Annotated in this window: 16 protein-coding genes; 7 read left to right on the forward strand and 9 right to left on the reverse strand. The window is 67.9% G+C overall.

The annotated features are described in order from the left end of the window. Nucleotides 1-20 precede the first annotated feature (20 nt). The 4 genes from FHW83_RS04405 to FHW83_RS04420 all read left to right on the forward strand — a co-directional run bounded on the left by FHW83_RS04405 (nt 21) and on the right by FHW83_RS04420 (nt 4,638). On the forward strand, nt 21-1,508 hold the full coding sequence (locus tag FHW83_RS04405) for a DEAD/DEAH box helicase (RefSeq protein WP_176645150.1): 1,488 nt from the start codon (nt 21-23) through the stop codon (nt 1,506-1,508). A gap of 127 nt (nt 1,509-1,635) precedes the next feature. Continuing rightward, nucleotides 1,636-2,580 carry a glycosyltransferase family 2 protein gene (locus FHW83_RS04410; protein ID WP_373997164.1) on the forward strand — a complete coding sequence of 315 codons (945 nt, stop codon included), beginning with the start codon at nt 1,636-1,638 and terminating at the stop codon, nt 2,578-2,580. Beyond that, nucleotides 2,570-2,971: a GtrA family protein gene (locus FHW83_RS04415; RefSeq protein WP_176645152.1), complete on the forward strand. Its 402-nt coding sequence runs from the start codon at nt 2,570-2,572 to the stop codon at nt 2,969-2,971. The genes FHW83_RS04410 and FHW83_RS04415 overlap by 11 nt, the downstream gene beginning before the upstream one ends. 8 nt (nt 2,972-2,979) lie before the next feature. Continuing rightward, complete coding sequence (locus FHW83_RS04420) at nt 2,980-4,638, forward strand: hypothetical protein (protein WP_176645153.1); 1,659 nt, start codon at nt 2,980-2,982, stop codon at nt 4,636-4,638. Here the strand turns inward: FHW83_RS04420 and FHW83_RS04425 are convergent. The 9 genes from FHW83_RS04425 to FHW83_RS04465 form a co-directional block, all read right to left on the reverse strand. Further along, nucleotides 4,619-6,031 (reverse strand): MBOAT family protein, encoded by a 1,413-nt coding sequence (locus FHW83_RS04425; protein WP_176645154.1) that lies wholly within the window; start codon nt 6,029-6,031, stop codon nt 4,619-4,621. The two genes, FHW83_RS04420 and FHW83_RS04425, sit on opposite strands and share 20 nt — an antisense overlap. A 15-nt stretch (nt 6,032-6,046) precedes the next feature. Then, complete coding sequence (locus FHW83_RS04430) at nt 6,047-7,300, reverse strand: hypothetical protein (protein WP_218106096.1); 1,254 nt, start codon at nt 7,298-7,300, stop codon at nt 6,047-6,049. Continuing rightward, a complete protein-coding gene (locus tag FHW83_RS04435) occupies nt 7,297-11,097 on the reverse strand; it encodes a glycosyltransferase (protein ID WP_176645155.1) in 3,801 nt (1,266 codons plus the stop codon). The genes FHW83_RS04430 and FHW83_RS04435 overlap by 4 nt, the downstream gene beginning before the upstream one ends. Before the next feature lie 3 nt (nt 11,098-11,100). After that, nucleotides 11,101-12,435, reverse strand: a complete 1,335-nt coding sequence (locus tag FHW83_RS04440; RefSeq protein WP_176645156.1) for a class I SAM-dependent methyltransferase — start codon at nt 12,433-12,435, stop codon at nt 11,101-11,103. Continuing rightward, a complete protein-coding gene (locus FHW83_RS04445) occupies nt 12,432-13,652 on the reverse strand; it encodes an ABC transporter ATP-binding protein (protein WP_176645157.1) in 1,221 nt (406 codons plus the stop codon). Before FHW83_RS04445 ends, FHW83_RS04440 begins: the two co-directional genes overlap by 4 nt. After that, entirely contained in the window at nt 13,652-14,446 is a 795-nt protein-coding gene (locus FHW83_RS04450; protein ID WP_176645562.1) for an ABC transporter permease, read from the reverse strand. Before FHW83_RS04450 ends, FHW83_RS04445 begins: the two co-directional genes overlap by 1 nt. Nucleotides 14,447-14,646: 200 nt before the next feature. Next, nucleotides 14,647-15,426, reverse strand: coding sequence for a Crp/Fnr family transcriptional regulator (locus tag FHW83_RS04455; RefSeq protein ID WP_176645158.1), 780 nt, complete (start codon nt 15,424-15,426; stop codon nt 14,647-14,649). Nucleotides 15,427-15,455: 29 nt separating this feature from the next. After that, the gene (locus FHW83_RS04460; RefSeq protein WP_176645159.1) at nt 15,456-16,700 is read right to left on the reverse strand and encodes a tetratricopeptide repeat protein; all 1,245 of its coding nucleotides are present in this window, start codon (nt 16,698-16,700) and stop codon (nt 15,456-15,458) included. Continuing rightward, nucleotides 16,697-18,532, reverse strand: a complete 1,836-nt coding sequence (locus tag FHW83_RS04465; RefSeq protein ID WP_176645160.1) for a CHASE2 domain-containing protein — start codon at nt 18,530-18,532, stop codon at nt 16,697-16,699. The genes FHW83_RS04460 and FHW83_RS04465 overlap by 4 nt, the downstream gene beginning before the upstream one ends. Before the next feature lie 200 nt (nt 18,533-18,732). Between FHW83_RS04465 and FHW83_RS04470 the strand changes: the two genes are divergently transcribed. The 3 genes from FHW83_RS04470 to FHW83_RS04480 all read left to right on the forward strand — a co-directional run bounded on the left by FHW83_RS04470 (nt 18,733) and on the right by FHW83_RS04480 (nt 26,032). Further along, the gene (locus FHW83_RS04470) at nt 18,733-20,106 is read left to right on the forward strand and encodes a FecR domain-containing protein (protein WP_176645161.1); all 1,374 of its coding nucleotides are present in this window, start codon (nt 18,733-18,735) and stop codon (nt 20,104-20,106) included. 341 nt (nt 20,107-20,447) lie between these two features. Beyond that, a complete protein-coding gene (locus FHW83_RS04475; RefSeq protein ID WP_176645162.1) occupies nt 20,448-23,990 on the forward strand; it encodes a DUF4214 domain-containing protein in 3,543 nt (1,180 codons plus the stop codon). A gap of 224 nt (nt 23,991-24,214) precedes the next feature. Continuing rightward, nucleotides 24,215-26,032, forward strand: a complete 1,818-nt coding sequence (locus FHW83_RS04480) for a type I secretion system permease/ATPase (RefSeq protein ID WP_176645163.1) — start codon at nt 24,215-24,217, stop codon at nt 26,030-26,032. The last annotated feature ends 3 nt before the right edge of the window (nt 26,033-26,035 follow it).

The raw sequence follows: 26,035 nt of genomic DNA on the forward strand, positions 1-26,035 counted from the left end.
CTTCACCATCCGTCCAGATTATGTCCGATACCGAGATCACCACCCCGTCCCTTCCCGAGCAGGCCGCAGCCGCCGCTCCCGCCCCCGTTCGTTTCGCCGATTTCGGCCTGTCGCCGGCCATCCTGCGCGCCCTGAACGAGCAGGGCTACGAGCACCCGACGCCGATCCAGGCCCAGGCCATCCCGGTGCTGCTGCGGGGGCGCGACGTGATGGGCGCGGCCCAGACCGGCACCGGCAAGACCGCCAGCTTCGCGCTGCCGATCATCCAGATGCTGCTGCCGCACGCCAGCGCCAGCACCTCGCCGGCGCGCCACCCGGTGCGCGCGCTGATCCTGGCGCCGACCCGCGAACTGGCGGTGCAGGTGGCCGAGAACGTCAAGGCCTACTGCAAGCACACGCCGCTGCGCGCCACCGAGGTGTTCGGCGGCATGGACATGAAGCCGCAGACCGTGATCCTGAAGGCCGGCGTGGAGATCGTCATCGCCACCCCGGGCCGCCTGCTGGACCACGTCGAGCAGAAAAACATCAGCCTGGGCCAGGTGCAGATGCTGGTCATGGACGAAGCCGACCGCATGCTGGACATGGGCTTCCTGCCGGACCTGCAGCGCATCATCAACCTGCTGCCGAAGAAGCGCCAGAACCTGATGTTCTCGGCCACCTTCTCGCCGGAAATCAAGAAGCTGGCCAACACCTTCCTGAGCGACCCGGTCACCATCGAGGTGGCGCGCGCCAACAAGACCGCCGACACCGTCACCCAGGTGGTGTACAAGATCGCCGAGAACCAGAAGCACGCGCTGATCGCGCACCTGCTGCGCCAGCGCGAGCTCAAGCAGGTGATCGTGTTCTCCAACACCAAGCTGGGCGCCTCGCGCCTGGCGCGCGAGCTGGAGCGGGAGGGCATGAAGGCGGTCGCCATCCACGGCGACCGCAGCCAGCAGGAGCGCATGGCCGCGCTGGACGCGTTCAAGAAGAACGAGATCGACATCCTGGTGGCCACCGACGTCGCCGCGCGCGGCCTCGACATCTCCGACCTGCCGTGCGTGATCAACTACGACCTGCCGTACAACGCCGAGGACTATGTGCACCGCATCGGCCGCACCGGCCGCGCCGGCGCCTCGGGCGACGCCATCTCGCTCTACTCCGACAAGGACGAGCGCCTGCTGGCCGACATCGAAAAGCTGATCAAGCAGACCATCAAGCGGGTTGAACCGGAAGGCTTCAACCCGGCGCCGACCTTCGCCGACGAGCGCGGCGAACGTCGTCCGCGCCGCAGCGAGGACCTCGGCCGCGGCCCGGCCGGCCGCGCGCCCGACCGCGCCCCGCGCTCGCTGGGCGGCGGCGGGGCGCCGCGGCGCGAGAAGGTCGATCCGTGGTTCCTCAAGCCCTACGAGCCGAGCAAGGCCGCCGCGCCGGCCCCGGCCGCGCCGGCCGCCGCCAGCTCCATCACCAAGGCCAAGCCCAAGCTGGCCTTCCTGCTGGGCGGCGCGCCCAAGGGCGGTTCGCTGTAACCAGCTGTAAGCCGCGTTTGTACGCGGCGGTTTGGGCGGTATAATGCGGCCGCCTTGCCAACCTGGCAAGGCGGCGGGGCGGCCATGCCCGGCCTTTCAAAAAGCAGTTCTAAGCGACCATACCAACGTGAGCATACTCAGCAACCAGCGGATCGCGGTCATCGTGCCGTGCTATAACGAAGCCCTGACCATCGGCAACATCGTGCGCGATTTCAATGCCTGCCTGCCGCAGGCGGCGGTCTACGTGTTCGACAACAATTCCAGCGACGCCACCATCGCCGTGGCCCGGCAGGCCGGCGCCATCGTGCGCAGCGTGCCGCTGCAGGGCAAGGGCAACGTGATCCGCCGCATGTTCGCCGACGTCGACGCCGACCTCTACATCATGGTCGACGGCGACGACACCTACGACGCCAGCGTGGCGCCGCAGCTGGCCGAAAAACTGCTGGCCGAGGGGCTGGACATGGTGGTCGGCACCCGCGTCACCGACGAGCAGGAGGCCTACCGCTTCGGCCACCGCTTCGGCAACAAGCTGCTGACCGGCTGTGTCAGCGTCGTGTTCGGCAATACCTTCACCGACATGCTGTCGGGCTACCGCATCTTCTCGCGCCGCTACGCCAAGTCGTTCGCCGCGCACGCGGCCGGCTTTGAAACCGAAACCGAACTGACCGTGCACGCGCTGGAGTTGCGCATGCCGGTGGCGGAGGTGGCCACCACCTACAAATCGCGTCCGGAAGGCTCGGTCAGCAAGCTGAACACCTACCGCGACGGCATCCGCATCCTGTGGATGATCACCAAGCTGTTCAAGAACGAAAAGCCGCTGTACTTCTTCTCGCTGCTGGCGGGCCTGTGTGTGCTGAGCGCCGGCGCCCTGGCGCTGCCGCTGATCGAGACCTTCCTGCGCACCGGCCTGGTGCCGCGCCTGCCGACCGCCGTGCTGTGCACCGGCCTGGCGCTGCTGGGCGTGGTGTTGCCGTCGTGCGGCCTGATCCTCGATACCGTCACCAAGGGCCGCATCGAACAGAAGCGCTTTGCTTACCTGGCGGTGCCGGGGCCGGTCGGCCATGGCGCCTAAGACGCGGCGCGCGGTGGCGCTGTTCGCCCTGGCCGGCATCGGCGGCCTGGGCGTCGACACGCTGGTGTGCTACGCCGGCCTGGCGCTTGGCCTGCCTTTTTACCTGGCACGCCTGGTCTCCTTCCTGTGCGCCGTTTACTTCACCTGGCAAGTGAACCGCCGCTGGACCTTCGCCGCCGAGACGGTGGCGCCTGCCACCTGGATGGAGTGGTGGCGCTACCTCGGCGCCATGCTGGGGGGCGGGGCGGTCAACTATCTCGTCTCGGCGGTGGCGGTCCATCTGCTGCCGGCCTGGCCGCTGACGCCCCTGCTGGCGGTGGCGGCCGGTTCGCTGGCCGGCATGTCGCTCAACTTCATCAGCGCCAAGCTGCTGGTCTTCAAACGTTCCTGAACCCCTCCATGAATTTGCTCCAACGCCCCCTGATCGCCCTGGAACGTGCCGTTGCGGCGGCCTGGCAAGGACTGGACCGGCCCGCCATGCTGGCGCGCGCGCTGCTGCTGGTGCCGCTGCTGTTCGGCGTGCTGTCTGTGTTGTACGGCCAGGATGACAACTGGGACTTGCACAACTACCACCTGTATAACCCGTATGCCCTGTTGAACGGCAAGATCGGTTACGACCTGGCGCCCGGCCAGTGGCAAAGCTACTTCAATCCGACGATCGACCTCTTGTACTATGGCCTCAACCAGACGCTGCCGGCGCCGGCGGCCGGCTTTGTCATGGGGTGGCTGCATGGCCTGAACTTCGTGCTGCTGGCCGCCATCGGCCGTCAGCTGCTGCCGGCGCCGGGGCACCGCGCGGCGCTGCTGCTGGCGCTGGCCGGCAGCCTGGGGCCGGGCTTCCTGTCCGAACTGGGCAACACCATGGGCGACAACCTGGTCGCCCTGACCGTGCTGGGCGCCTTGCTGCTGGTGCTGCGTGCCTGGCCGCAGCTGCTGCGCGGCGGCGCGCCGGCCTGGCGGACGGTGGCGCTGGCCGGCCTGCTGGCCGGCTTCGGCACCGGCCTCAAACTGACCAACGCCATGTACGCCCTGGCGCTGTGCCTGGCGCTGCTGGGCGTGCCGGCGGCCGCCTGGCTGCGCTTGCGGCTGGCGGTGATGTTCGGTGTGGGCACCCTGGCCGGTATCGGCCTCAGCGCGGGCCACTGGTACTGGCGCATGTGGCACACCTTCGGCAATCCGCTGTTCCCGCAATTCAACAACATCTTCAAGGGCCCGCTGGCGGCCATCATCGGCATCGGCGATACCGGCTGGATTCCCAAGGGCATCGTGGAAAAGCTGCTGTGGCCCTTCATCTTCATTCAAAACCCCAAGCGGGTGATCGAGATCAACATCACCCCGCTGATCTGGCCGATGCTCTACCTGGCCGGCGTGGCGCTGGTGCTGCGCCTGCTGCGCGACGCCATCCTGGCCCAGCGCCCGGCGGCGGCGCTGACGCGCCCGGCCGGCCTGATGCTGCTGTTTTTCGGCATCGCCTACCTGATCTGGCTGAACTTGTTCGGCATCTACCGCTACCTGGTGCCGCTGGAGCTGCTGACGCCGCTGGCGCTGTGGCTGGCCGCGCAACGCCTGATGCAGCCGGCGGTGGGCCGCCAGGTGGCCAGTTGGACCTTGCTGCTGACCACCGTCGCCAGCCTGCCGGGCGCCTCCTGGGGGCATGCCGGCTGGGCGCGCCAGTCCACCACGGTGGAACTGCCGCCGCTGCCATCGCCGGCGCAAAACCTCGTGTTCACAGTGCACGGCGACCCGCCGATGAGCTGGCTGGTGCCGTCGTTCCCGCGCCAGCTGGCATTCGTGGCGCTGGGGGGCGGTTTTCCGGAATCGCCAGCCTATGCCGCCAGGGCGGCGGCGATGATGGCCGCGCGCAGCGGCCCGTTCTATGTGATGATGCAGGCCGAGGGCGACAACCAGAAGATCTGGCCGGCGGCGCAGGAGGTGCTGGGCCGTTACGGCATCCGCTTCGATCCGGCCGACTGCGTGAAGTACCACGCGGCCGTCGGCCGCAACGCTCATCCTTACCAGTTGTGTCCGGTGCAGCCGCCTAGAACTGGAAGTAAATAAACGGATTGAAACCGCCTTCCACCACCGCCATGCAGGACAGCAGGTAGAGGGCGAGGCAGTAGACCGTCATCACCGGCGTGGCGCCGAGACGGAAGCTGTGCTGGTACAAGCGGCGCAGCGGGCGGTCCGGCAGCAGGCACACCAGCGCCGCCAGCGCCAGCACAAACGACACCTTCGGATCGGCCAGCATGCGGTCATGCGGCAGCGCCAGCGGCGCGCCGCCGGCCATGGCGTGCAGCAGGCGGCCGGCCTGCTCGAGGCTGGTGGCGCGGAACGGCACCCACAGCAGGGTGGCCAGCACGAACACCGGCAGGCTGCCGAGGCGCAGCTTGTCCAGTTTCAGCCAGCCGGCGCGTTCCAGCACCAGCAGCAGGCCATGGCCGACACCCCACGCCAGGAAGGTGTAGGCGGCGCCGTGCCACAGCGCGCACAGCACAAACACCACCATCAGGTTGCGGTAGGTGCGCCATGGGCTGCCGCGGTTGCCGCCCAGCGGGATGTAGACGTAGTCGCGGAAGAAGCGCGACAGCGTCATGTGCCAGCGCTGCCAGAACTCGGTGATGCTGTGGGCCGCGTACGGGCGGTTGAAGTTGCGCGGGAAGCGGAAGCCCATGATGCGCGCCAGGCCGATGGCCATGTCGGTGTAGCCGGAAAAATCGAAGTAGATCTGGAACGAATAGCAGATCGCCCCGAGCCAGGCCGAGTAAGTGCTCAGTTCGACGCCGGGACGGTAGATGCCGTCCGCCACCACGCCCAGTGGATCGGCGATCAGCAGCTTTTTCGACAGGCCGACGATAAAGATCAGCAGGCCCCAGAACAGCGCCCGGCCCAGCGTGGCGCGGTGGCGGATGTGCAGCTGTTCGCGCACCTCGGCGTAGCGCACCACCGGTCCGGCGATCAGGTGCGGGAACAGGAAAATATAGATGGCGAACTTCTGCAGGCTGCGCTCGGGCGCGATGCGGCCGGCGTGCACGTCCAGCAGGTAGGACAGGAAGTGGAACACATAGAACGAAATCCCCAGCGGCAGCACAATGCCCAGTTCGCGCACCGGCACGGTGGCTTGCCAGCCGCTGAGGTCCTGTACCAGCTGCGCCAGGAACAGCAGGTATTTGAAGAACACCAGCGGCAGCAGGTTGAGCAGGATGCCGGCCGTCAGCAGCCGGCGCGCCAGGGACGGCTGCTGTTCGCGGCGCGCGCCGATCACGCCGGCCAGCAGCCAGTTGGCCAGCAGCAGCACCAGCGCCACCGCGGTCAGGGCGCCGGCGCCCAGCGCATAGAACACAAAGCTGGCCAGCAGGATGTAGCTGTTGCGCCAGCCGCGCGGCAGCACAAAGTACAGCAGGTAGAACAGCGGGAAGAACAGGAACAAAAAGCCTGGCGAGGAAAAGACCATGGTGTTGTCGTTGGGTTATGGGGCCGGCGCCAGCGAGGCCCAGCGGTCGGTCTGGATGTCCAGCACCTGCACGATCAGGTAGCGGCACTGGCCGTGCAGCAGGGCCGGCACTTGCGTCAGCGGCAGGGTGCGGCTCAATTTGTGGAACTGGCGGAAGTGCTCGGTCAGGCCGGCGCGCAGCATGCCGTCGCTGAAGCTGTTGCCGTACATGCAGGTGGCGGGCAGCAGCGATGGATCGTCGAGCGCGTCGGTGCTGAATTCCCAGCCGCTGTTGGCGGCCGCCGGCGTGTCGTGGTGGCGCGCGGTCCAGGTCTGCTTGAGCTGCGGCTCGATCACCTGTTCCTTCAGGTTGAGGCGGGCGGCAAAGCGCGCTTCCGAGCCGACGAAGGGCTGGTAGTCGGGCTGCATGGCGTGACGCCAGCGCAGCCGGCTGCCCTCCAGTTTGGCGATGCTGTCGGTGACGTCGGCCGCCACCACCATCGCGCTCAGGTCGGTCCAGTGGAAGTCTTGCTTGTAGAAGATAGGGAACTTGTCGCGGTTCTCGTCCAGGTGGCGCTTGACGTCGATGAAGTGCAGCTGCGGCGCCGCCTTCAGGCGCTGGTATAGCGCCAGGAAGTGCGAATCGTCCGGCACTTGCGGCGCAAAGGCCGGCAGGCGCTCGCGCGTGTAGTACTGCTTCTGGATCGGCGCCACCAGCAGCATGGTCACGCCTTGCCGGCGCAACTGCTCGCTGAACGCCAGCACGCCGTCGTACACCGCCTGCGCGCGCTCCGGGTCGGCCAGCAGCCGCTCGGTGGCCGGCATTTCATTGTCGATCAGGTTGCGGCCGTACAGCTCGCCATCCTTGCCGAAGTAGACCCGGGTGGAGGAGTTGAACAGGCGGTAATCGAGCTCGTTCTTGGCCCGTATCATCAGGTTGCGCCAGCCGAGGTGGTCGCTGAACCAGCGCTCGAAGCGGCTGTAGTAGCGCTCGACCGGCCACCAGTCCTTGGCCTCGGGCAGGGCCGCCAGCGGACGCAGTTCTTCCACCGGCGGTACGTGGGCGCGGTAGATGCGCACCCAGTGGCGGTCGGCGCTGTGGCGCTCAAGCCAGGCGTCGGCCTTGGGCGACATGCTGATGCCAGCCAGCAGCGCCGGGGCGATGCTGAGCGCCAGCAGCGACAGTGGCAGGATCAGGCGGCTGGCGCGCAGGGTCTGGCGCAGTTGGCGGCGGCGGCGTGGCGTGGGCAACGCGGCACGCGGACGGGGCTGGGGCTGGGGCTGGTTCATGCCTGGTCTTTGTCGTTGATGATGGCCAGCAGGGCCAGCGCGTTGTCGCGCCAGCTCATCCAGCGCATCGCGTGCGAGCCCGGATGGCAGCCCTGCGCGTACAGCGCCAGCCAGTCCGCCACGGCGCGCGCCAGACTGGCGCCGTCCATGCCGCTGAAGTAGCTGGCGTTGGCGCCCGCCACCTCGCGGAACACCGGGATGTCGCGCACCAGCAGCGGCAGGCCATGGCTGACCGCTTCGATCAGCGGCAGGCCGAAGCCTTCGCCTTCGCTCGGTTGCAGCAGGCAGCTGCTGGCGCGGTAGACCTGTTGCAGCGCCTGGTCGTCCAGGCCTTGCAGCCAGTGCAGCTGCTGGCCCCCCTGCGGATGGCTGCGCAGGCGCTCGACGATGGCCGGGATGGTGCGGCGCTCGCTGGCCGGCAGCGCTTTCCAGCCTTCGTTGCCGACGATGACCAGGTGTACCTTGACGCCGTCGCGCCACAGCTGGTCGAATGCTTCCAGCGCTTGCAGATGGCCTTTGCGCGGCTCGATGGTGCCGACCATCAGGAAGATCGGCGTGCCGGCCAGTTGGCGCAGCAGCGGCAGTTCTGGTGCGGGCGCATCGGTCGTTGCGGCGTGCGCGCCGGCCGCCAGGTCGGCGCCATGGTGCAGCACCGCCAACGGCGGGATGCGCGGGGCGTGTTCCGCCGCCAGCCAGTCACGCAGCTCGTCGGCCACCGCGGCCGAGATGCAGATCATGCGATCGGCCATGCCGGCCGCGCAGTGCAGCCAGGCGCCATGCACGGCGTCGGCGCCGACCGGGAAGAATTCCGGCCGCAGCACCGGCAGCAGGTCGTGCACCAGGAAATTCAGGCGCACGCCGCGCGCGCGCAGCGCGGCGTACACGCCTTCGCGGGCGGCAGCCATCACTGCGTGCGGCGCGTAATCGGCGCTGTAATAGACGTCGCCGGCCTGCACGTCCAGCAGCGGATCGGGACCATGCAGCGTGTCGGCAATGCCCAGCAGGCCGGCCACGTAGTTGCGCGCGTAGCGGTAGCGATAGCGGCCGTCCTCGTTGCTCAGGCAGACCGGTTCCACGCGCCAACCGCTGGCCTGCAGTTGCAGCAGCTCCAGCAGCTGGTTGCGCACCACCCGCTCGATGCCGGTTTTCAGGTCATGGCGGGCGATGGAGGTGACGTCCACCAGCAACTGGCGCGGCGCCAGCGCGTCCGGCGCGTTGCCGATGCAGCGCGCCAGCTGTTGCAGCATCAGCTCGTTTTCCGCCGGCTGCGCGCTGTCGGCCAGGCCGGGCGTGGCCAGCAGGGCTTGCGCCAGGGCGCCGCGGCTGCGGGCGCGGCGCTGGCCGTCGCGTTGCAGGGCTTCGTAATACATGCGGCCGACGCGCTCGGAACTGTTGCGCGTGCGCATCAGGTCCTGGCCGGTGCGGCCCAGTTCGGCGCGGCGGGCGCCGTCGTGGCGCAGGGTTTCCAGCGCCGCGACCAGCTCGCTTTGCGCGAACTGGTCGGGCAGCCGCCATACCGCGTGCGGCGGGAATTCCGCCATCGCGCCGTTGGCGTTGATGATGGTCGGCAGCTGGTAGACCAGGCAGTCCAGCACGGTGGCGGAAGTTTCGCCGCGCGAGGTGGTGCGCAGCTGCACGCCGACGTCGGCGGCCTGCAGGTAATGCACGTAGTCCTGCTCCGAAATCCAGCCCGAGATGCGCACCTGCTGCTGGGCCTTGGCGGCGGCAATCGTGTCGGTGATGCGCAGGCCATAGTCGCCGCCGTGGTTGGCGCCGACAAAGATCAGCTGGCACTGGCGGTCCTGGTGCAGGCTGGAGCGCAGCCAGGCCTGCAGCAGTTCCAGGCACTGCTTGCTGGGGCCGATGAAGCCGAAATTGCACACCACGAAGGCGTCGGCGGCGATGCCCAGCGCGGCGCGGGCGGCCGCGCGGTCGTTGACCGAAGGCACCGCGCGCGGCAGGTGCGCCAGGCTCCAGTCGCGCCCCGCCTCCGGGCCGTACCACTCGGCCGCCAGCTGGCGCGCATAGTCGGAGTGGACGATCACGTGGCTGGCCTGCTGCAGGATCTGCAGATTGCACGGCCAGCGGTCGCGCGCGGCCTGCATGCCGTCCGGCTGCAGGCTGTCGCGCAGCGCGGCGTAGCCGTGCGCGTGCAGCGCGGCGCTGCTCCACACGCCGGGCATGGCGCCATTGACCTGTTCGTAGGACAGCATGCTGCTCAGGAAGAAGTCGTGCAGCGCCACCACCCCCGGATGGTCTTGCAGCAGCGGCAGCATGTAGCTGTGGTAAGGGCTGTTGCCGATCTGGTAGACGATGTGCTGGTAGTCGTGCGCGTGGGCGCGCAGCCAGGCGGCGTCATACCATTTGACGTGCGCGGTTTCCGGCGGCAGCGCGACCTTGGGCTGGTTGACGATCAGGTCGACGTCGTAGTAGGGCAGCAGCGCGCTCAGCAGGCGGCTGGCGTGGTCGGCCACGCCGGTTTGCTCGGGCGGCATCGGCGACACCAGCGCGATGCGCGGCCGGGCGGCGCCCGGCTGGGCGGCCGCGGCCACGGCGCCCTCGGCCGCGGCGGCGCGGCGCGCGTGTTCGGCTTCCAGCGCGCGCAGGGCGCGGCGGGCGCTGTGGTCCCAGCTGAACTTGGCGGCCTGCACACGGCCGTGCGCGCGCAGGCGCGCGCGCAGCGCGTCGTCGCTGACCACGGCGGCGATCTTGGCGGCGATGGCGGCCGGGTCGAGCGCGTCGAACAGCGCCTCCTCGCAGCCGATCACTTCCGGAATGCTGGTGTTGTTGGCGCCGATCACCAGCGCGCCGCACGCCATCGCCTCCAGCGCCGGCAGGCCGAAGCCTTCGTGCTTGGACGGGAAGATGAACAGCGCGGCCGCGCGGTACAGGGCGATCAGGGTGTCGTTGTCGACATAGCCGGTGATGATCAGTTCGTCCGCCGCCAGGCCGCATTGGCGGGCGTGGGCTTCCAGCTGCTGGCGCTCGTGCTGGTCGCACTTGCTGGCGATCAGCAGCTGGTGGCGCGCGCGCACCTCCGCCGGCAGCAGGCTGAAGGCGGTGACCAGGCCGTCGATATTCTTGCGGGCGTCAAAGCCGCCCGGCGCGTACATCAGCATCTCGCGCGTGACGCCGAAGCGCGCGCGCAGCGCCGCCACGGCGCTGGCGTCCGTGGCGGCCGGCTGGAACATGTCGTCCACCGCGGTGGAGATCGACACCACCTGGTCCGGCGCCAGCGCCAGCGCGTCGATGGCTTCCTGGCGCGAGTAGTCGGAAATGGCCAGCAGCAGCCCGGCCTGGCGCAGCGAGGCGATCTTGCGCTCGTAGTAGGCGGCTTGCGACGGCTGCGCCAGATAGGCGGCCGGATTCAGGAACGGGATCAGGTCGTACTGCACCACGGCGGTGAAGCTGGCGCGGTCGAAGCGGCCGACCGACACCAGCGCGTCGTCGACATAGCCCTCGAACAGGCTGGTGACCAGCACCGCGTCCGGCCGCAGCTGCGCCAGCGCGTATTCGCGCAGCAGTTCGCCGGCGCGCGCGCGCGGGCCGTGCGCCGGCGTCTGTTCGGCGCTGGGCGCCGGCGCGTCGAACAGGCGGATGCGTTCCGGCGGCACCAGGCCGGCGAAGGCGGCGCGCAGATCGGCGATGGAGGCGCTCAGGCCGGCGTTCAGCAGCAGCCAGACTTCATGCTCGCCGGCGTTGCGGGCCACGCCCAGGGCCAGCGCCAGCGAGTAGCGGCCGATGCCGCGGAAACGGCTCTCCGATTGAGCGCCTTGCAAATCGATGACTATACGCACAGCTTATTCCTTGCTGGCGGCTTGTTGCGCCGCCCTGGTCAGTTCCTGGTAGGCGCGCGCGGCGCGCGGCGACAGCACGCCGGCCTCTTCCTGGCGCAGCGGCGCCGGGGTGGCGGCGCTGGCGTGCAGCATGCTGCGCAGCAGGCGCGCCTGCAGGCGCGGCGCCAGGCGCGTCAGCGCGGCGCGCAGCACGCGCTTGAGGCGCGGATGGCGCAGCACCCAGCGGCCGCCGGCCAGCACGGCGCCGCGCGCCTTGCGCCTGGCCCAGCCGCGCGCGCGCTGGCCGAAGGTGACGGCGGCGCGCAGCGGCGCGGTGATGCGCCACGAGGTGCTGGCCAGCAGGTCGGCGGCCAGCTGGCCCATGGCGTCGGCTTTGTGGGTGGTTTCCTGCAGCAGCACCGAGGCGTGGTGCAGGTGCCGCTGGGTTTCATGCAGGTGCTCGGCGGTCTGCCGCAGGCGTTGCTCCAGCTGTTGCTGCTGCTGCTCCAGTTGCCGCAGGCGCCGGGCGCCGGCGGCCTGCTCGGCCTGGTGGCGCGCGTGCTCGGCGTCGAGGCGTTCGGCCTGGCGCCCCAGCGCGCGGTGCAGTTCGGCGTTCTCGTGCGCCAGCTGCTGGTCGTAGCGCTGCGCCAGCGGCGCCAGCGCGATGCCGTACTCGGTGGCGAAGGCGGCGTCCAGCGCGGCCATTTGCCGCGCCGGCGCGGCCTTCTGCGCCACCACGCTGTAGTCCGGGCTCGGGCCTTCCAGCACGCTGATCATGCCGATGCGGGCGTCGGTGTGCAGCTGCGCGGCTTCCTGCAGGCGCACGATCTGGTGGCGCGCGAAGCCGGCGTGTTCGGCGGCGAAGGCCAGCAGCGGCGGCGGGATCGGCCGCAGGTGCGAGGGGTCCATGTAAAAGCTGGACGCCCCCACCACCAGGTTTTCCGGGTTCGGCGTTTCCAGGATCAGCAGGCCGCCCGGACGCAGCGCGCGCAGCGCCTCGGCGATCAGCGCGCGCACCATGTCGAACGGGATGTGCTCGACCAGGTGGAACGCCGACACCAGCGCCAGGCTGTCATCCGGGACGGCGCGCAGCGCGGCCAGCGCGTCCCCGGTCTCGACCTGCAGGCCGCGTTCGCGGCAGGCGGCCAGCATGTCGTCGTCGAGGTCGACGCCGCGCGCGCGCAGGCCGTAGTCGCCCAGCAGTTCCAGCCACTCGCCGCGGCCGCAGCCGAGATCGAGCGCGTCGGCCCGCCCCTCGGCGGCCAGCGGCGCCACAAACGGCTGGTAGGCGCGCAGGCGCCCGGTGATGGTGGCGCGGCTGCCGCGGTAACGGTCTTCGAAGGCCCGGTAAAAACTCATCGCACTATCTCCACTTCGGGTTCCAGCCAGCTGCTGCCGACGAACTCGCGCCGGTTCATGTTCATGACGATGAACAGGTGCGCCAGGTCGCGCCACTCGTAGTTGTCGGCCAGGTGGGTTTCGTTGCTGGTCAGGGCGGTGGTGATCGAATAGCTGCCGGGGCCCAGGTTGAGCGGGAAGCGGAAGCGGTATTCGATGGTCTCGCCGGCCCGGACCTGCTCCAGCGCCTGCCGCATGTGGTGGGTGTTGGTGCCGTACATCGGCTGGCCCAGGCGGTCCTTGATCATATAGCCCAGCACCAGGCGCGGCAGCGGCGCGTGCACCCGGACCCGCACTTTCAGCGTCACCGGCGTGCCGACGTTGACCACCTCCAGCGGCGCGCCGTCCTGGCTTTCCAGCGTGATGGCGGTGACGCTGGCCTGGCCGGTGCCGGACGTGGTTTGCACGCGGCCCTCGGCGGTGCGCACCTGCTCGACGGTGGCGCCTTCGCGCTCGGCGATCAGGGCGTTGTAGTAGTCCATCACCTCCTCCGGCGTGCCCTGCAGCGCCAGGCGGCCGCGGTCGAGCAGGATGGCGCGGTCGCAGATCGATTGCATGGCGGCGCGGTCGTGGCTGACGATCAGCAGGGTGGTGCCCTGCTGGCGGTAGGCGCGGATGCGCTCGAAGCTCTTGTGCTGGAAATAGGCGTCGCCCACCGACAGCGCCTCGTCGACGATCAGCACGTCGGGGCGGCGCGCGGTGGCCACGCTGAAGGCCAGCCGCATCTGCATGCCGGACGAGTACACCCGCACCGGCTGGTCGATGTAGTCGCCGATTTCGGCAAACGCCTCGATTTCCGGCATCAGCGCGTGCAGCTCGTCCACGGACAGGCCCAGCAGCTGGCCCGCCATGTAGACGTTCTGGCGGCCGCTGAAGTCCGGATGGAAGCCCATGCCCAGTTCCAGCAGCGCGGCCACGCGGCCGCTGATGCTGACGCGGCCGGTGGTCGGCTGGGTGGTGCCGGTGATCAGCTTGAGCAGGGTGCTCTTGCCGGCGCCGTTGATGCCGATGATGCCGACCGCCTCGCCCGGCGCCAGCGTGAAGTTGATGTCCTGCAGCACCCACTTGAGCTGGTGGCGCGGGCCGCGCCATGGCAGCAACCATTCGCCCAGCCGGCTCCAGCGGTGCGCATATTGTTTGTAGGCCTTGCCCAGGCCGTGTACGAGGATGCTGCCCATTACAGTTCGTCCACCATTTCGCCGGCGCGCTTGCGGAACAGTTGCAGGCCCAGCGCGCAGCACAGCAGGGCCAGCGCGGTCACCGGCAGCAGGCTGCGCCACTGCGGCAGCTGGCCGTTGACCAGGATGGTCTGGCAGGCGCCGACCACCGCCACCATCGGGTTCCAGCCCAGCAGGGCGCGGATCTCGGGCGGCAGCGCGCTGGCCGGATAGACGATGGGCGTGAACCAGAACCAGAACTGCAGCAGGATGGTGTAGAACTGGCCGACGTCGCGGAAGAACACGTTGAACACGCCGAGGATCATGCCGATGCCGATGGCGAACAGCACCATCACCAGCAGCACCGGCGCCAGCGCCAGGTAGACCCAGCCGGGGAAGGTGCCCGACACCACCAGGAAGGCGGTGAACAGGCCGAAGATGATGGCGAAGTTGACGCCGGCGTTCAGCACCACGATGATCGGCAGGCAGATGCGGGGAAACTGCAGTTTCTTGATCAGGTTGGCGTTTTCAATGAACACGCCCTGGCTGCGCGAGGTGATCTCGGCAAACAGGCCCCAGGTCAGGGCGCCGGCGCACAGGTAGACGCTGTAGGCGAACGGCGTGTCGACCCCCTGCAGGCGGCTGTGCATGACCTGGGAAAAGATGACGGTGTAGACCACGATCATGGCCAGCGGGTTGAGCACGGTCCAGGCCGCGCCCAGCAGGGAGTTGCGGTAGCGGCCCTGGAATTCGCGGCGCACGCTGCCGGCGATGAAGCCGCGGTAGCGCCACACGCCGCCCAGCATGGCGGCCATCATGGGCGGCTCCCGTCGCCGGGGGCGGCCGCTGGTTGGATTGCAGTGTCGATCATCTGGGCAAGACCCGGCGGCGCGGCCAGCGACCGTGCGCGGCACCGCTTCAGGCGCTCGCCGGAGAGTAAAAAAGGCGCCGATTATACCATGGTGATAAAGGCAATCCCGGCCGTGTTACAAGTGGTTGCACACGGGCCGCCGGCTCACGGCTGGGCCAGTTTTTGCAGCGCTTCCGGATCGACGATGATCAGGCGGTGCGTGCCTTTCTTGATGATGCCCTGCTGGGTCAGGGTGAGCAGCGCCCGGGTCACGGTCTCGCGGCTGGTGTTGATCATGTTGGCGATGTCCTGGTGGGTCGGCAGGTTCTCCACCACGTGCAGGTCGCCCTCCTTCTTTTCCTTGAGCAGGTCGATGAAGGTGTAGATGCGGCGCGAGGTGTTGTGGATGCTGAGCAGGGCGCGGAATTCCGAATCGCGCTGCACCTTGGCGGCCAGGAAGCGCAGCATGTGGTTGGCCACCGACGGCGAGTGGGCGAACAGGTGCAGCGCGGTCTGGCGCGGCAGCAGCGCCACCAGCACCGGCGTCAGCGCCACCACCGAGGCCGAGCGCATGGAGCCGTTGATGACGGCGATCTCGCCGAAGAAGTCGCCCGGCGCCAGCATGCGCAGGCCGATCGCGCGGCCGTCCTCGGTGATGTCCACCACCTGCAGCGAACCGCTCAGCAGGAACAGCAGGCTGTCGCCGGAGGCGCCTTTTTGCAGCACCACCTCGCGCTTGGCGTATTGGCGGATGCGCATGTCGGCCTTGACGCGCTGCATTTCCTCCTCGCTCAGCTCGGCCAGCAGGGGGATCTTGCGCAGGTGCACCTGCAGATTGACCTGGCCCGGTTCCAGGGCCGGGTCGGCGCCCGCCGGGCCCGGCGGGGCGGTGGTCACCAGTTCGTCGGCAATAGCCTCGGCTTGTTTTTTCTTGGTCGTGGTCATGGGGTCGGCGGTCGCGCGCGGCAGGGCGGTCAGAAATTATCCCAGCGCAAGCTCAGTTGCAGCGCGCGGCTATTATATTCGAACAGCGAGATATTCTCGCGGTTGCGCACCAGCCGGCCCTCCAGGTGCAGGCTGACATTCTGGCGGAAATACCACTGCAGCGCGGCGCGCGCGCTGGTGGTGTGCTGGCGCCGCACGATGTCCACCAGGTCGGGCGCATACACGCTGCTGCCGCGCCAGGACTGCTGGCTCAGCGCCGCCTCGCCGTACAGGTCGCGTCCCAGCACGGTGTACCACTGGGCGCTGGCGTACCAGCCGTCGCGGTTGCCGCCGGGCCGTTCGCTGCTGCCGTTGTCGTGCAGCTTGCTGACGATGAACTGGCCCTGGTCGGCCTTGCCGCGGTAGCTCAGCACCCCGCCCAGCTCGACGGTGTTGCCGTCGTAGGCCGGGCGTGAGGGATAGTTGACGTGGCTGAGGTTGAGCATGGCCGCGAAATCGAGCTTGTCCGGCAGCGTGAGCGGCGGCGAGGCGCGCAGCTGCGCCTGCTCCTGGCGCTGGTACAGCTTGCCGTCCAGGGTGATGGCGCTGTAGGCGCCGGTGGCGCGCGCGCGCCAGCGGCCCAGCGTCCACGCATGCTCGATCCCGGCCAGCGCGGAGGCGCTGTCCTGGCCGTGCTCGTGGTCATTGCGGCGGTCGTACAACTGGACGATGGCCATGGTGCCGACCGCGTTCAGCGGGCGCACGTAGGACGCGCTCAGCACCTGGTAGCTGTCCGGATGGGGCAGGAATTCGGGCGTCAGCTCGCCCGGCGCGCCACCGATGGAGAAGCTGGAGTTGTAGGTGCCCTGGTTGACGTTGCTGTCGTGGCCGCGGCCGAGCGCCAGCTGCCACGAGGCCGGGCGCACGCTTTCCAGGCGCTGGCAGCCGCGCGCGCGGTGGTTGGCGATCACCTCCAGGATGCCGGGCGGCGGGTTGAAGCGCTGCTCGATCTGGCGGAACAGGCGTTCCGCCTCGTCGGCGTTGCCGAGGTCGCATTGGGTGATGGCCAGCTCCAGCCAGGCGCCGGCGTGGCGCGGCTGCTGCTCGATCAGGCGCGACAGCATTTCGGTGGCCTCGTTGGGGCGGCCCTCGGCCAGCGCGCGCAAGGCGGCCTGGTACAGCTCCTCCTGCGCCGCGGGGGCGTCCGCGGCGGCGTCGCGGTCCGCGGCCGCGGTCGTGCCTGCCGCCAGCGCAAGCAGCAGGGCCGGCAGCAGCGGGCGCCAGCGCGCGCTCACGCGGCCGCCTCCGGCGCCAGCGTGTACAGCTGCAGCGCTTTTTCCTTGCCGCGCAGGTGGTGCTCGCCCAGCGCGATGAAGCGGTGGCGGCGCGCTTGCGCCACCGTGCCGGCGCCGATGATGACGTCGTGCGGGAAGTCGCGCGCGGCCTGCTCCAGGCGCGCGGCCGTGTTGACGCTGTCGCCCACCGCCGTGTAGATGCTGCGCGCGCTGGTGCCATAGTCGCCGGCCATGGCGGCCCCGCTTTCAATGCCGATGCGCACCCGCAGCGGCGCCAGGCCGCGCTGCGCGCGCCGGGCGCTGAAGCGCGCCACTTCCTGCAGGATCTGGCGGGCCGCGTCCAGCGCCAGGTCGGCGTGCTCGGGGTTGGGCAGCGGCGCGCCCCAGAACGCCACCAGGCCGTCGCCGGTGTATTTGTCGAGCGTGCCGTGCATGGCCAGCACCGGGCGCGTCAGGCAGTCGAGGAAGTCGGTGGTCAGGCGGGCGGCCTCGTCCAGCGAGAGCGATTCCACCTGGCCGGTGTAGCCCTGCATGTCGGCGATCAGGGTGGTCACCTGCAGCAGGCGCGGCGCCAGCGGGTCCTGCAGGTCGCTGCGCAACAGCTCGTCCACCACGTCCTTGGCCACATACTGGCGCAGGGTGCCCAGCAGCTGGCGCGAGCGTTGCTGCGCCTGCTGCCAGTGGAAGGGCACGGCCAGCGTCAGCAGCAACAGGATGGACAGCAGCGGCGCGGCCGGCGCCAGCAGCGGGTCGTGCGGGGTGATCAGGTAGGCCAGCCCCAGCCACAGCAGCGCGCCGCCCATCAGCAGCGCGGTGTTGGCCGCCGCCGACAGGCGCGGCAGCGCGTAGCTGACGCCCAGCACCACGCCCAGCGTGTACAGCACGGCCAGCAGGCGGCCCGGCCAGGGGGCGGGCGCCAGCCCGGCCTGGGCGTCCAGTTGGGCGCTCAGCATGGCCGCGTGCACCGCCAGGCCGGGCATGGATTCATCCAGCGGCGTGGCCACGCGGTCGCCGATGCTGAGCGAGGAGGAGCCGATCAGCACCAGGCGGCCGGCCACGTCGGCCGGCGCCAGCGCGCCGTTCAGCACCTCGCGCGCGCTGGCCACGTCGTAGGCGGCCAGGCTGCGGCGGTAGGGCACGCGCATCGGCCCGGCCGGGGGCGGCAGGGCCGGGCCGCCGGCGCAGCAGTCGAGCAGGGCGCGCGACAGGGTGGGGTAGCTGCGGCCCTGGAACCAGGTGCTCATCGGCACCCGCCGCAGCATGCCGTCCGGGTCGGGCACAAAGCCGATGTTGCCGATGTGCCGGGCGCCGGCCAGGCCGGCATGGTTGGCCAGGTAGCCGCTGGCCACCAGCGCCGCGCCCGGCGTGGGCGCGGGCTGGCCGCCGCCCAGCTGGCCGGCCGCCAGCGGGTGGCGGCGCGGCACGTAGTCGAACATTTGCGCCAGCACCAGCGGGCCGTGCCGGGCCAGCATGGCCAGCCGCGCGTCGCCGCCCGGGTCGCCCGGTTTTTCCTGCAGGATGTCGAGCGCCACGCCCCTGGCGCCGGCGCCCAGCAGCAGTTCGATCAGGTCCGCCAGGCGGCCGCGCGGCCACGGCCACGGCTGCTCGGCCAGGCTGGCTTCGTCGATGTCGACCACCAGGATGCGGTTGTCGGGCTGGGTGCTGGCCTGCAGGCGCAGGAAGCGGTCGCGCAGCCACTCGTCGCCGGCGTGCCACCAGGCGGGCGCGGCGGGCAACTGCGGCAGCAGGCACAGCGCGATGGCCGCGCCGGCAATCAGGCTGCGCAATAGCAGGGTGGTGAGTCTGGCGCTGTGGTGGACCGGTCTTGTCATGGGCAAAGATGAAAACCGGCACGCCGGAGGGGATTGCTGCTATAAATACAACATGCCTAAAAGCACTAGTATAACCGCATCGGCGCGGCGGGAGTAGCCTGTCTCCCCGCCTTTGTAACAGACTGTAATAGTTGTAATATGTGACGCCGATCACGGAATTATGCCGGATTCAGCGGACAATACGGCATAAGGAGAAATTTATGTTACGCAACTATACCATCGGCGCCACCCTGCTGTTGTCCGCTAGCCTGGCCTTCGCGGCCGAGGCCGGACGGGTGGTGTTCGTCACCGGGCAAACCCAGGTTGGCGGGCGCGCGGCTGTGCTGGACGCCGCCGTGCAGGAAGGCGACGACCTGACCACCGGCGCGGATGGCTATATCTATGTCAAGACGGTCGACAGCGGCTTCCTGATCCTGCGCCCCAACAGCAAGGCGCGGGTGGTGGCGTATCAGATCGATCAGCGAAATCCCGGCAATACCCGCGTCAAGCTCGAATTGTCGCAGGGGGTGGCGCGCGCCATTTCCGGCCACGGCGTCAAGCAGGCGCGCCAGAATTTCCGCTTCAACACCCCGGTGGCCGCCATCGGCGTGCGCGGCACCGACTTCGTGGTGTACACCGACAGCCAGACCTCGCGCGTGCAGGTGATGTCCGGCGGCGTGGTGATGAGCCCGTTCTCGGACAGCTGCGTGGCGTCCGGCGTCGGCCCGTGCGAGGGCCGGGCCAGCCGCGAACTGTTCGCCGGCCAGGCCGGGCTGCTGCTGCAGGTGCAGCGCGGCCAGCAGACGCCGCAATTGCTGAACAATCCGGCGCTGGCGCCCGACCAGAGCGAGAAGCCGCGCGCGGACGAGCCGGTCGGCAAGGTCACCCAGGCGGCCGTGCTGGCCCCGGCCCAGGTCAACCTCGATCCGCGCCGTTCGGACCTGTCGCTGGACGCGCTGCGGCCGGCCGGCCAGTCCACCGGTAATAACGGTGTCGACAGTGCGCTGCCGCCGCCGGTGGTGGTGACGCCGCCGGTGGTCGAGCCGCCGGTCGTGACGCCACCCGTGGTAGTGGAGCCGCCGCCGCCCGCGCCGCTGCCGCCCAAGGCGCAGGAAGTGTTCTGGGGGCGCTGGACCAGCGTGGCCGGTGCCGCCGTGATGCCGGCGGCGATCAAGAATAACAATGTCGAAACGCCAATCTTCGTCGGCGACTATGCCATTGCCCGCAGCAATGGGGCGACGCTGGTGATGCCGACCGAAGGCACGGTGGCGTTTAATCTGGCCAATAGCGAAGCCTATGTGCAGAAGCCCGGCGCGGCACAAATGCGCGCGGTGGTCGACACTGGCAAGCTGAGTATTAACTTTGTGGATCGCTCATTTACCACCGATCTGGGGATATCGTCCGGCGCCGATAAATACGATATTTCCGGCCGCGGCGTGGTCGACTACAAGGGCGTGATGAGCAACAGCGCCAGCTCGGCCACCCAGATCCGCGGCTTCCTCTCGGGCCCGAATGTGGAGGAGGCGGCCTATATATTCAAGAACACCACCTATCCGAATACCACGGTGATTGGCGCGACCTCGTGGAAAAGATAATAAGCAGATGCGTTAATTAAATAAGGGATTTAAAAACGCAGGCTTTTTGCCTGCGTTTTGTTTTTTAAATGTCCCGATTTTAGCCGGGTCAATTCTCACCAAAAATTGCGTTTACCACGAATTTGCACATTATTTGAGCAAGGCACTTGCAACATTGTGTAAAAAACCGTGGTTTCCGGCACAAAAAACTGCGTTTTGTGACGCCCGTCACAACATCGTATCCCTAGTATGGCAATATACTTCGCACTTCTGCAAAAAAGGTGCCCACGTTGCAGACAGCGCTGTTTGTTTCATGGGCGGCAGAATTTTCGGTTTAAACCATACTTAAAGGATTACAAATCATGGCAGCACAAGACTACGCAGCAGTGGTACAACAGCTGTACGTTGCATACTTCGGCCGTCCAGCCGATTACTTCGGTCTGCAAAACTTCGAAGCCCAGCTGGATGCAATGGGTGCACCGAAGACCATCACCGAACTGAATGCCGCTGTGCAATCGGGTAGCAATCCTGCTCTGAACGCGCTGATCAACAGCTTCTCGTCGTCGGCCGAATCGACCGCCCTGTACGGTACCGACAACAGCCCAATCGGCATTTCGAAATTCCTGGTAGCGGTATTCCAGAACGTGATCGGCCGCACCCCAGATCTGGGCCCAGGCTGGGACTTCTGGTACAACGCCCTGGCAACCGGCGCCCTGAGCCGCGCCAACGCCGCGCTGGCCATCGCTGAAGGCGCCCTGAGCAACACCTCGGCCCAAGGCCTGCTGGACGCGCAAGCCGTGCTGAACAAGCAAAAAGTGGCAACCGCCTTCACCACCGCCCTGGACACCCCAGAAAAAATCAACGCTTACTCGACCGCTGCTGCCGTTGCCACCGCAACCGGCCTGCTGAAGGACGTGACCGCTTCGACCGACGTGGCTGCTTACCAGACCACCGTGCTGGCCGCAGTCAGCACCGTTCTGACCGGCTCGATCGGCGGCACCACCGCCAACCTGACCGTCGCGGTTGAAACCGTCGCCGGCACCAACGGCAACGACACCTTCAACGGTACCTACACCCAGGGCGGCGCCACCGGCGACACCCTGAACGCGCTGGATTCGATCGACGGCGGCGCAGGCACCGACACCCTGAACGTGCTGGCGCTGGACGCCCTGACCTCGCTGCCAGGCGGCCTGGTCATCAAGAATGTTGAGAACCTGTCGTTCCGCGGCGCTGCTGGCATCACCTTCGACCAGACCGCGGCCACCGGCATCACCGGCCTGACCAACATCGCCGTGACCCAGGCGACCACCGCCACCATCACCGCTGCCGCCACCACCGCCGTGTCGGTGACCGGCGCGACCGGCGACATCGCCATCGACGGCGGCTCGACCCAGTCGGTCACCACCGCCGGCGGCACCGGCGTGGACATCACCCTGGGCGCCACCACCGGTGCCAAGGGCGCGATCTCGGTGAACGACGCCAAGCAATCGACCGGCAACATCGCCGTTGACGGCGGCACCACCGTGTCGGTCACCGCTTCGGGCGCTGGCACTGGCACCATCGACATCGGCCAGGTGACCAAAGCCACCGGCGCGGTGAACGTGACCTCGATCGGCGCTGCTGCCGCTGGCGCTGACGCGACCCTGGGCGCGATCACCATCGATGGCGGCTCGACCGTCACCGTGATCCAGACCGCGACCTCGGACGCGACCGCTGCCGCGACCGACACCACCGGCCACACCATCACCCAGAGCGCCGTGGACATCGGCGGCGGCAAGGCAACCGCCGTGACCGTGGTGCAAACCGCTGCTGCGACCGCCGTCGGCGCCGTTGACGCCGTGGCTGCTGTCAAGCAAACCACCGAAGTGACCTTCGCTGCCATGACCGCCGGCCAGACCGTGATCATCGACGGCCTGACCTTCACCGCCTCGAAAGCCCTGACCGCGGCGCAAGTCGCTGCCGCCTTCGCTAGCATCGCTGCTGGCGCTGGTCAAGGTTCGGCTGCCGCCGGCAACGGTATCTACACCGGCGCACTGACCAACTTCTCGTCGGGCGCGGTTGTCACCAGCGGCACCACCTCGAAAGTGGTGTTCACCGAGAAAACCGCCGGCACCAACGCCACCATCGACGTTGACAACGGCACCGCCACCGCGCCTACCGTTGGCACCACCGTGGCCGGCACCGCCGCCATTGACGCCGTTGCAGGCGTGCTGGGCGTGGTTGGCGGCGCAGTGACCATCAACGACGACGCTGGCGGCAAGCTGACCACCGTTACCTTGGATGGCACCGGCGCGGCTTCGATCACCTCGGACAAGCTGACCACCCTGAACGTGGCCAACACCGACCAGAACGTGACCGTCGTCAACACCGCGGCCACCACCCTGGGCCTGACCGTGGACAACCTGGGCGTGGACGCCGCTGGCACCATCGCTCTGGGCGCCGCCTACACCACCCTGAACCTGACCGCTACCTCGGATTCGGCCTTCGTGCTGACCGGCGCTGGCGTGACCACCCTGGCCGTGTCGGGTGCTGGCGTGGCTGACCTGGGTGCGACCACCCTGGGCGCGCTGAAAACCGTTACCGTGTCCGGCTCGGCTGGCCTGAACCTGATCACCGCTACCGCAACCAGCGTGAACACCTCGGCTACCACCGGCGACAGCAGCATCGGCATCGACAGCACCGTCGGCACCTTCACCGGCGGCGCCGGCAAGGACACCGTGACCGTGTCGAGCACCACCGTGACCAAAGCCATCGCCCTGGGCGCCGGCGACGACACCCTGGACCTGACCGCATTCACCGCCGCCACCCTGGGCGCGAATGTGTCGGGCGGCGACGGCACCGACACCCTGGTGCTGGACTCGGGCGTTGCTGCTACCAACTCGACCACCAACACCTTCGCAACCAAGTTCGACGGCTTCGAGAAGCTGGGCCTGAACCAGGCTGCCGCCGACCTGACCGTTGACCTGGCCAACCTGGACAACATCAGCTACGTCATCTCGGCTGGTGCCGCTGCTGGCGTGACCGAAACCCTGAAGAACCTGGCTGCCGCCGGCACCGTTGAGCTGACCACCGCCGCTGGCGACGCAGCCAGCACGGTCGACGTGCAACTGGCTGACGCTACCGGTACCGCTGACGTGCTGAACGTGGTACTGAAAAACGGCGCCAACACCGACTTCGGTATCCTGAAAGCTGCGGACGTTGAAACCATCAACATCACCGCAACCGACACCACCGCGTCGACCATCAACACCCACACCCTGAGCCTGGACGCTGACTCGGTCAAGTCGGTGGTTGTGACCGGCAACGCCAACGTCACCCTGACCGGTGCGGCAGCGGAAGTCGCGCTGACCTCGCTGGACGCGTCGACCCTGACCGGCAAGCTGGTCGCTTCGACCAACGGCACCGTGGCTGAAACCATCAAAGGTGGTACCGCTGCTGACACCCTGACCGCGGCCGGCAATGGCGACACCCTGAACGGTGGCGCTGGCGCCGACACCCTGATCGTGGGCGGCAACCTGGCTACCCTGACCGGCGGCGCTGGCAACGACACGTTCAACGTGGCCGCTGCCACCACCAACGTCAACAGCTACGCCACCATCACCGACCTGACCGCCGGCGACATCATCAAGTTTGCTGCCTCGGCAGTTGACTTCAATGCGTCGAAAGTCTCGCTGGCTGATACCGCTGTGTTCCAGGATTACGCCAACGCCGCTATCGCTTCGACCGACACCGGTGACGTATCGTGGTTCCAAGTGGGTGGCAACACCTACGTGATCGACAACGTGAGCAACAATGCCTCGGCCTTCGTCAACGGCAGCGACATCATCGTCAAGATCACCGGTCTGGTTGACCTGAGCCACTCGTCGTTCAGCGCCACCAACAACACCCTGGTCATCGTTTCGTAATCGACCCCGGTGTCCTCTCGCCCGGCCTTGGCCGGGCAGGGGGGATGGTAAAAAACCCCCTGCACTCCGGTGCCGGGGGTTTTTTACTTTTAGGCTGAAAAGTGTGGCGCCGCTAAAAATTTGTGACGTACATCACATTTCTTGAGCGAATTGAGGGATAATGTCTCGTCTTTCTGAAAAGAAGCTCTTTGTGCGGCCTTGCCGCCCCTTCATTTGCCCAAGCTATGAAAACACTCGTGAATGCCAAGAACGAGATCCAGACGATCTTGTCCAGTTTTAAACGGACCTTCTATACCATCGGCGTGTTCAGCGCCATCATCAACCTGCTGGCGCTGGTGCCGTCCATCTACATGTTGCAGGTGTACGACCGCGTCCTGAACAGCCGCAACGAAATCACCCTGCTGATGCTGACCATCCTGATGATGTGCGGCTACGCCTTCATGGCGGTGCTGGAGCTGGTGCGGTCCTTCGTGCTGGTGCGGGTCGGCGCCAAGTTCGACATGGAAATGAACAAGCGCGTCTACACCGCCGCCTTCGAGCAAAACCTCAAGGCGGCCGGCGGCAACGCCGGCCAGTCGCTGGCGGACCTGACCAATCTGCGTCAATTCCTGACCGGCAATGCCCTGTTTGCCTTCTTTGACGCCCCATGGTTCCCGATCTACCTGGCGGTGATCTTTGTGTTCGAGCCGAGCCTGGGCGTGTTCTCGGTGTGCGGCACGCTGATCCTGATCGGGCTGGCCTACGTCAACGAACGCGCCACCAAGGAGCCGCTGGCGGAAGCCAACACCATGGCCATCACGGCCGGCAATCTGGCCACCAACAATCTGCGCAACGCCGAGGTGATCGAGTCGATGGGCATGCTGCCCAACCTGATGAACCGCTGGTTCAAGCTGCATTCGCGCTTCCTCAACCTGCAGGCCAAGGCCAGCGAGAAGGCCGGCATCATCAATGCCGTCACCAAGTTTGTGCAATCGTCGCAACAGTCGCTGGTGCTGGGCTTTGGCGCCTTGCTGGTGCTGGAAGGCAAGCTGACCCCGGGCATGATGATCGCTGCCTCGATCCTGGTGGGCAAGGCGCTGGCGCCGGTGCAGCAGGTGATCGCCACCTGGAAAAGCTGGTCCTCGACCCGCAGCGCTTATGAGCGCTTGAGCACCCTGCTGGAAAAAAATCCTGCCCGTCCGGCCGGCATGGAACTGCCCACGCCGAAGGGCAATCTGTCGGTGGAAAACGTCAGCGCTTCGCCGCCGGGCGTCACCGTGCCGGTGCTGCGCGGTGTGCATTTTGCCATCCAGGCCGGCGACGTGCTGGGCGTGATTGGCCCCAGCGGTTCCGGCAAGTCGACCCTGGCGCGCCTGATGGTGGGCGTGTGGCCGGCGGTGATGGGCAAGGTGCGCCTGGATGGCGCCGACATCTATCAGTGGAACAAGGGGGAGTTGGGGCCGAACCTCGGCTACCTGCCGCAGGATATCGAACTGTTCGCCGGCACGGTGTCGGACAACATTGCCCGTTTTGGCGAGGTCGATGCCGAGAAAGTGGTGGAGGCGGCCAAGCGCGCCGGTGTGCATGACATGATCCTGCACCTGCCGAAAGGCTACGACACCTTGCTGGCCGATGGCGGCGGCGGCCTGTCGGGCGGCCAGAAACAGCGCCTCGGCCTGGCCCGCGCCATGTATGGCGACCCGGCGCTGCTGGTGCTGGACGAACCGAATTCCAACCTCGACGACGCCGGCGAGGCGGCGCTGGTGGCGGCCGTGCAAGGCATGCGCCAGCGCGGCAAGACGGTGGTGCTGATCACCCACCGCACCAGCATCATTGGCGCCACCACCAAGCTGCTGTTCCTGCGCGATGGCGCGGTGGCCGCCTTCGGCCCGACCCAGGAAGTGTTGCAGGGCTTGCAGGCCCAGCAGCAGAAACAGGTGGCTGCCCAGCAGGCCGCGCAACAGCAGGCCGCCCAGCAAGCCGCACAAGCAGCTCAGGCCGCACAAGCGGCGCAGCAGGCCGCCCAGACTGGCGCTTCTGGCGCCGCGACGAATCAGGAGTAAATC

Origin of the sequence: Duganella sp. SG902, assembly GCF_013376005.1 — a bacterium.
Classification (GTDB): Bacteria; Pseudomonadota; Gammaproteobacteria; order Burkholderiales; family Burkholderiaceae_D; genus Rugamonas.

Coding starts and splice junctions, on each gene's coding strand:
- FHW83_RS04450 (WP_176645562.1), bottom strand. CDS start 14,446: ATGGCCGCCATGCTGGGCGGCGTGTGGCGCTACCGCGGCTTCATCGCC.
- FHW83_RS04440 (WP_176645156.1), bottom strand. CDS start 12,435: ATGAGTTTTTACCGGGCCTTCGAAGACCGTTACCGCGGCAGCCGCGCC.
- FHW83_RS04415 (WP_176645152.1), top strand. CDS start 2,570: ATGGCGCCTAAGACGCGGCGCGCGGTGGCGCTGTTCGCCCTGGCCGGC.
- FHW83_RS04470 (WP_176645161.1), top strand. CDS start 18,733: ATGTTACGCAACTATACCATCGGCGCCACCCTGCTGTTGTCCGCTAGC.
- FHW83_RS04430 (WP_218106096.1), bottom strand. CDS start 7,300: ATGAACCAGCCCCAGCCCCAGCCCCGTCCGCGTGCCGCGTTGCCCACG.
- FHW83_RS04425 (WP_176645154.1), bottom strand. CDS start 6,031: ATGGTCTTTTCCTCGCCAGGCTTTTTGTTCCTGTTCTTCCCGCTGTTC.
- FHW83_RS04455 (WP_176645158.1), bottom strand. CDS start 15,426: ATGACCACGACCAAGAAAAAACAAGCCGAGGCTATTGCCGACGAACTG.
- FHW83_RS04405 (WP_176645150.1), top strand. CDS start 21: ATGTCCGATACCGAGATCACCACCCCGTCCCTTCCCGAGCAGGCCGCA.
- FHW83_RS04475 (WP_176645162.1), top strand. CDS start 20,448: ATGGCAGCACAAGACTACGCAGCAGTGGTACAACAGCTGTACGTTGCA.
- FHW83_RS04465 (WP_176645160.1), bottom strand. CDS start 18,532: ATGACAAGACCGGTCCACCACAGCGCCAGACTCACCACCCTGCTATTG.
- FHW83_RS04445 (WP_176645157.1), bottom strand. CDS start 13,652: ATGGGCAGCATCCTCGTACACGGCCTGGGCAAGGCCTACAAACAATAT.
- FHW83_RS04480 (WP_176645163.1), top strand. CDS start 24,215: ATGAAAACACTCGTGAATGCCAAGAACGAGATCCAGACGATCTTGTCC.
- FHW83_RS04420 (WP_176645153.1), top strand. CDS start 2,980: ATGAATTTGCTCCAACGCCCCCTGATCGCCCTGGAACGTGCCGTTGCG.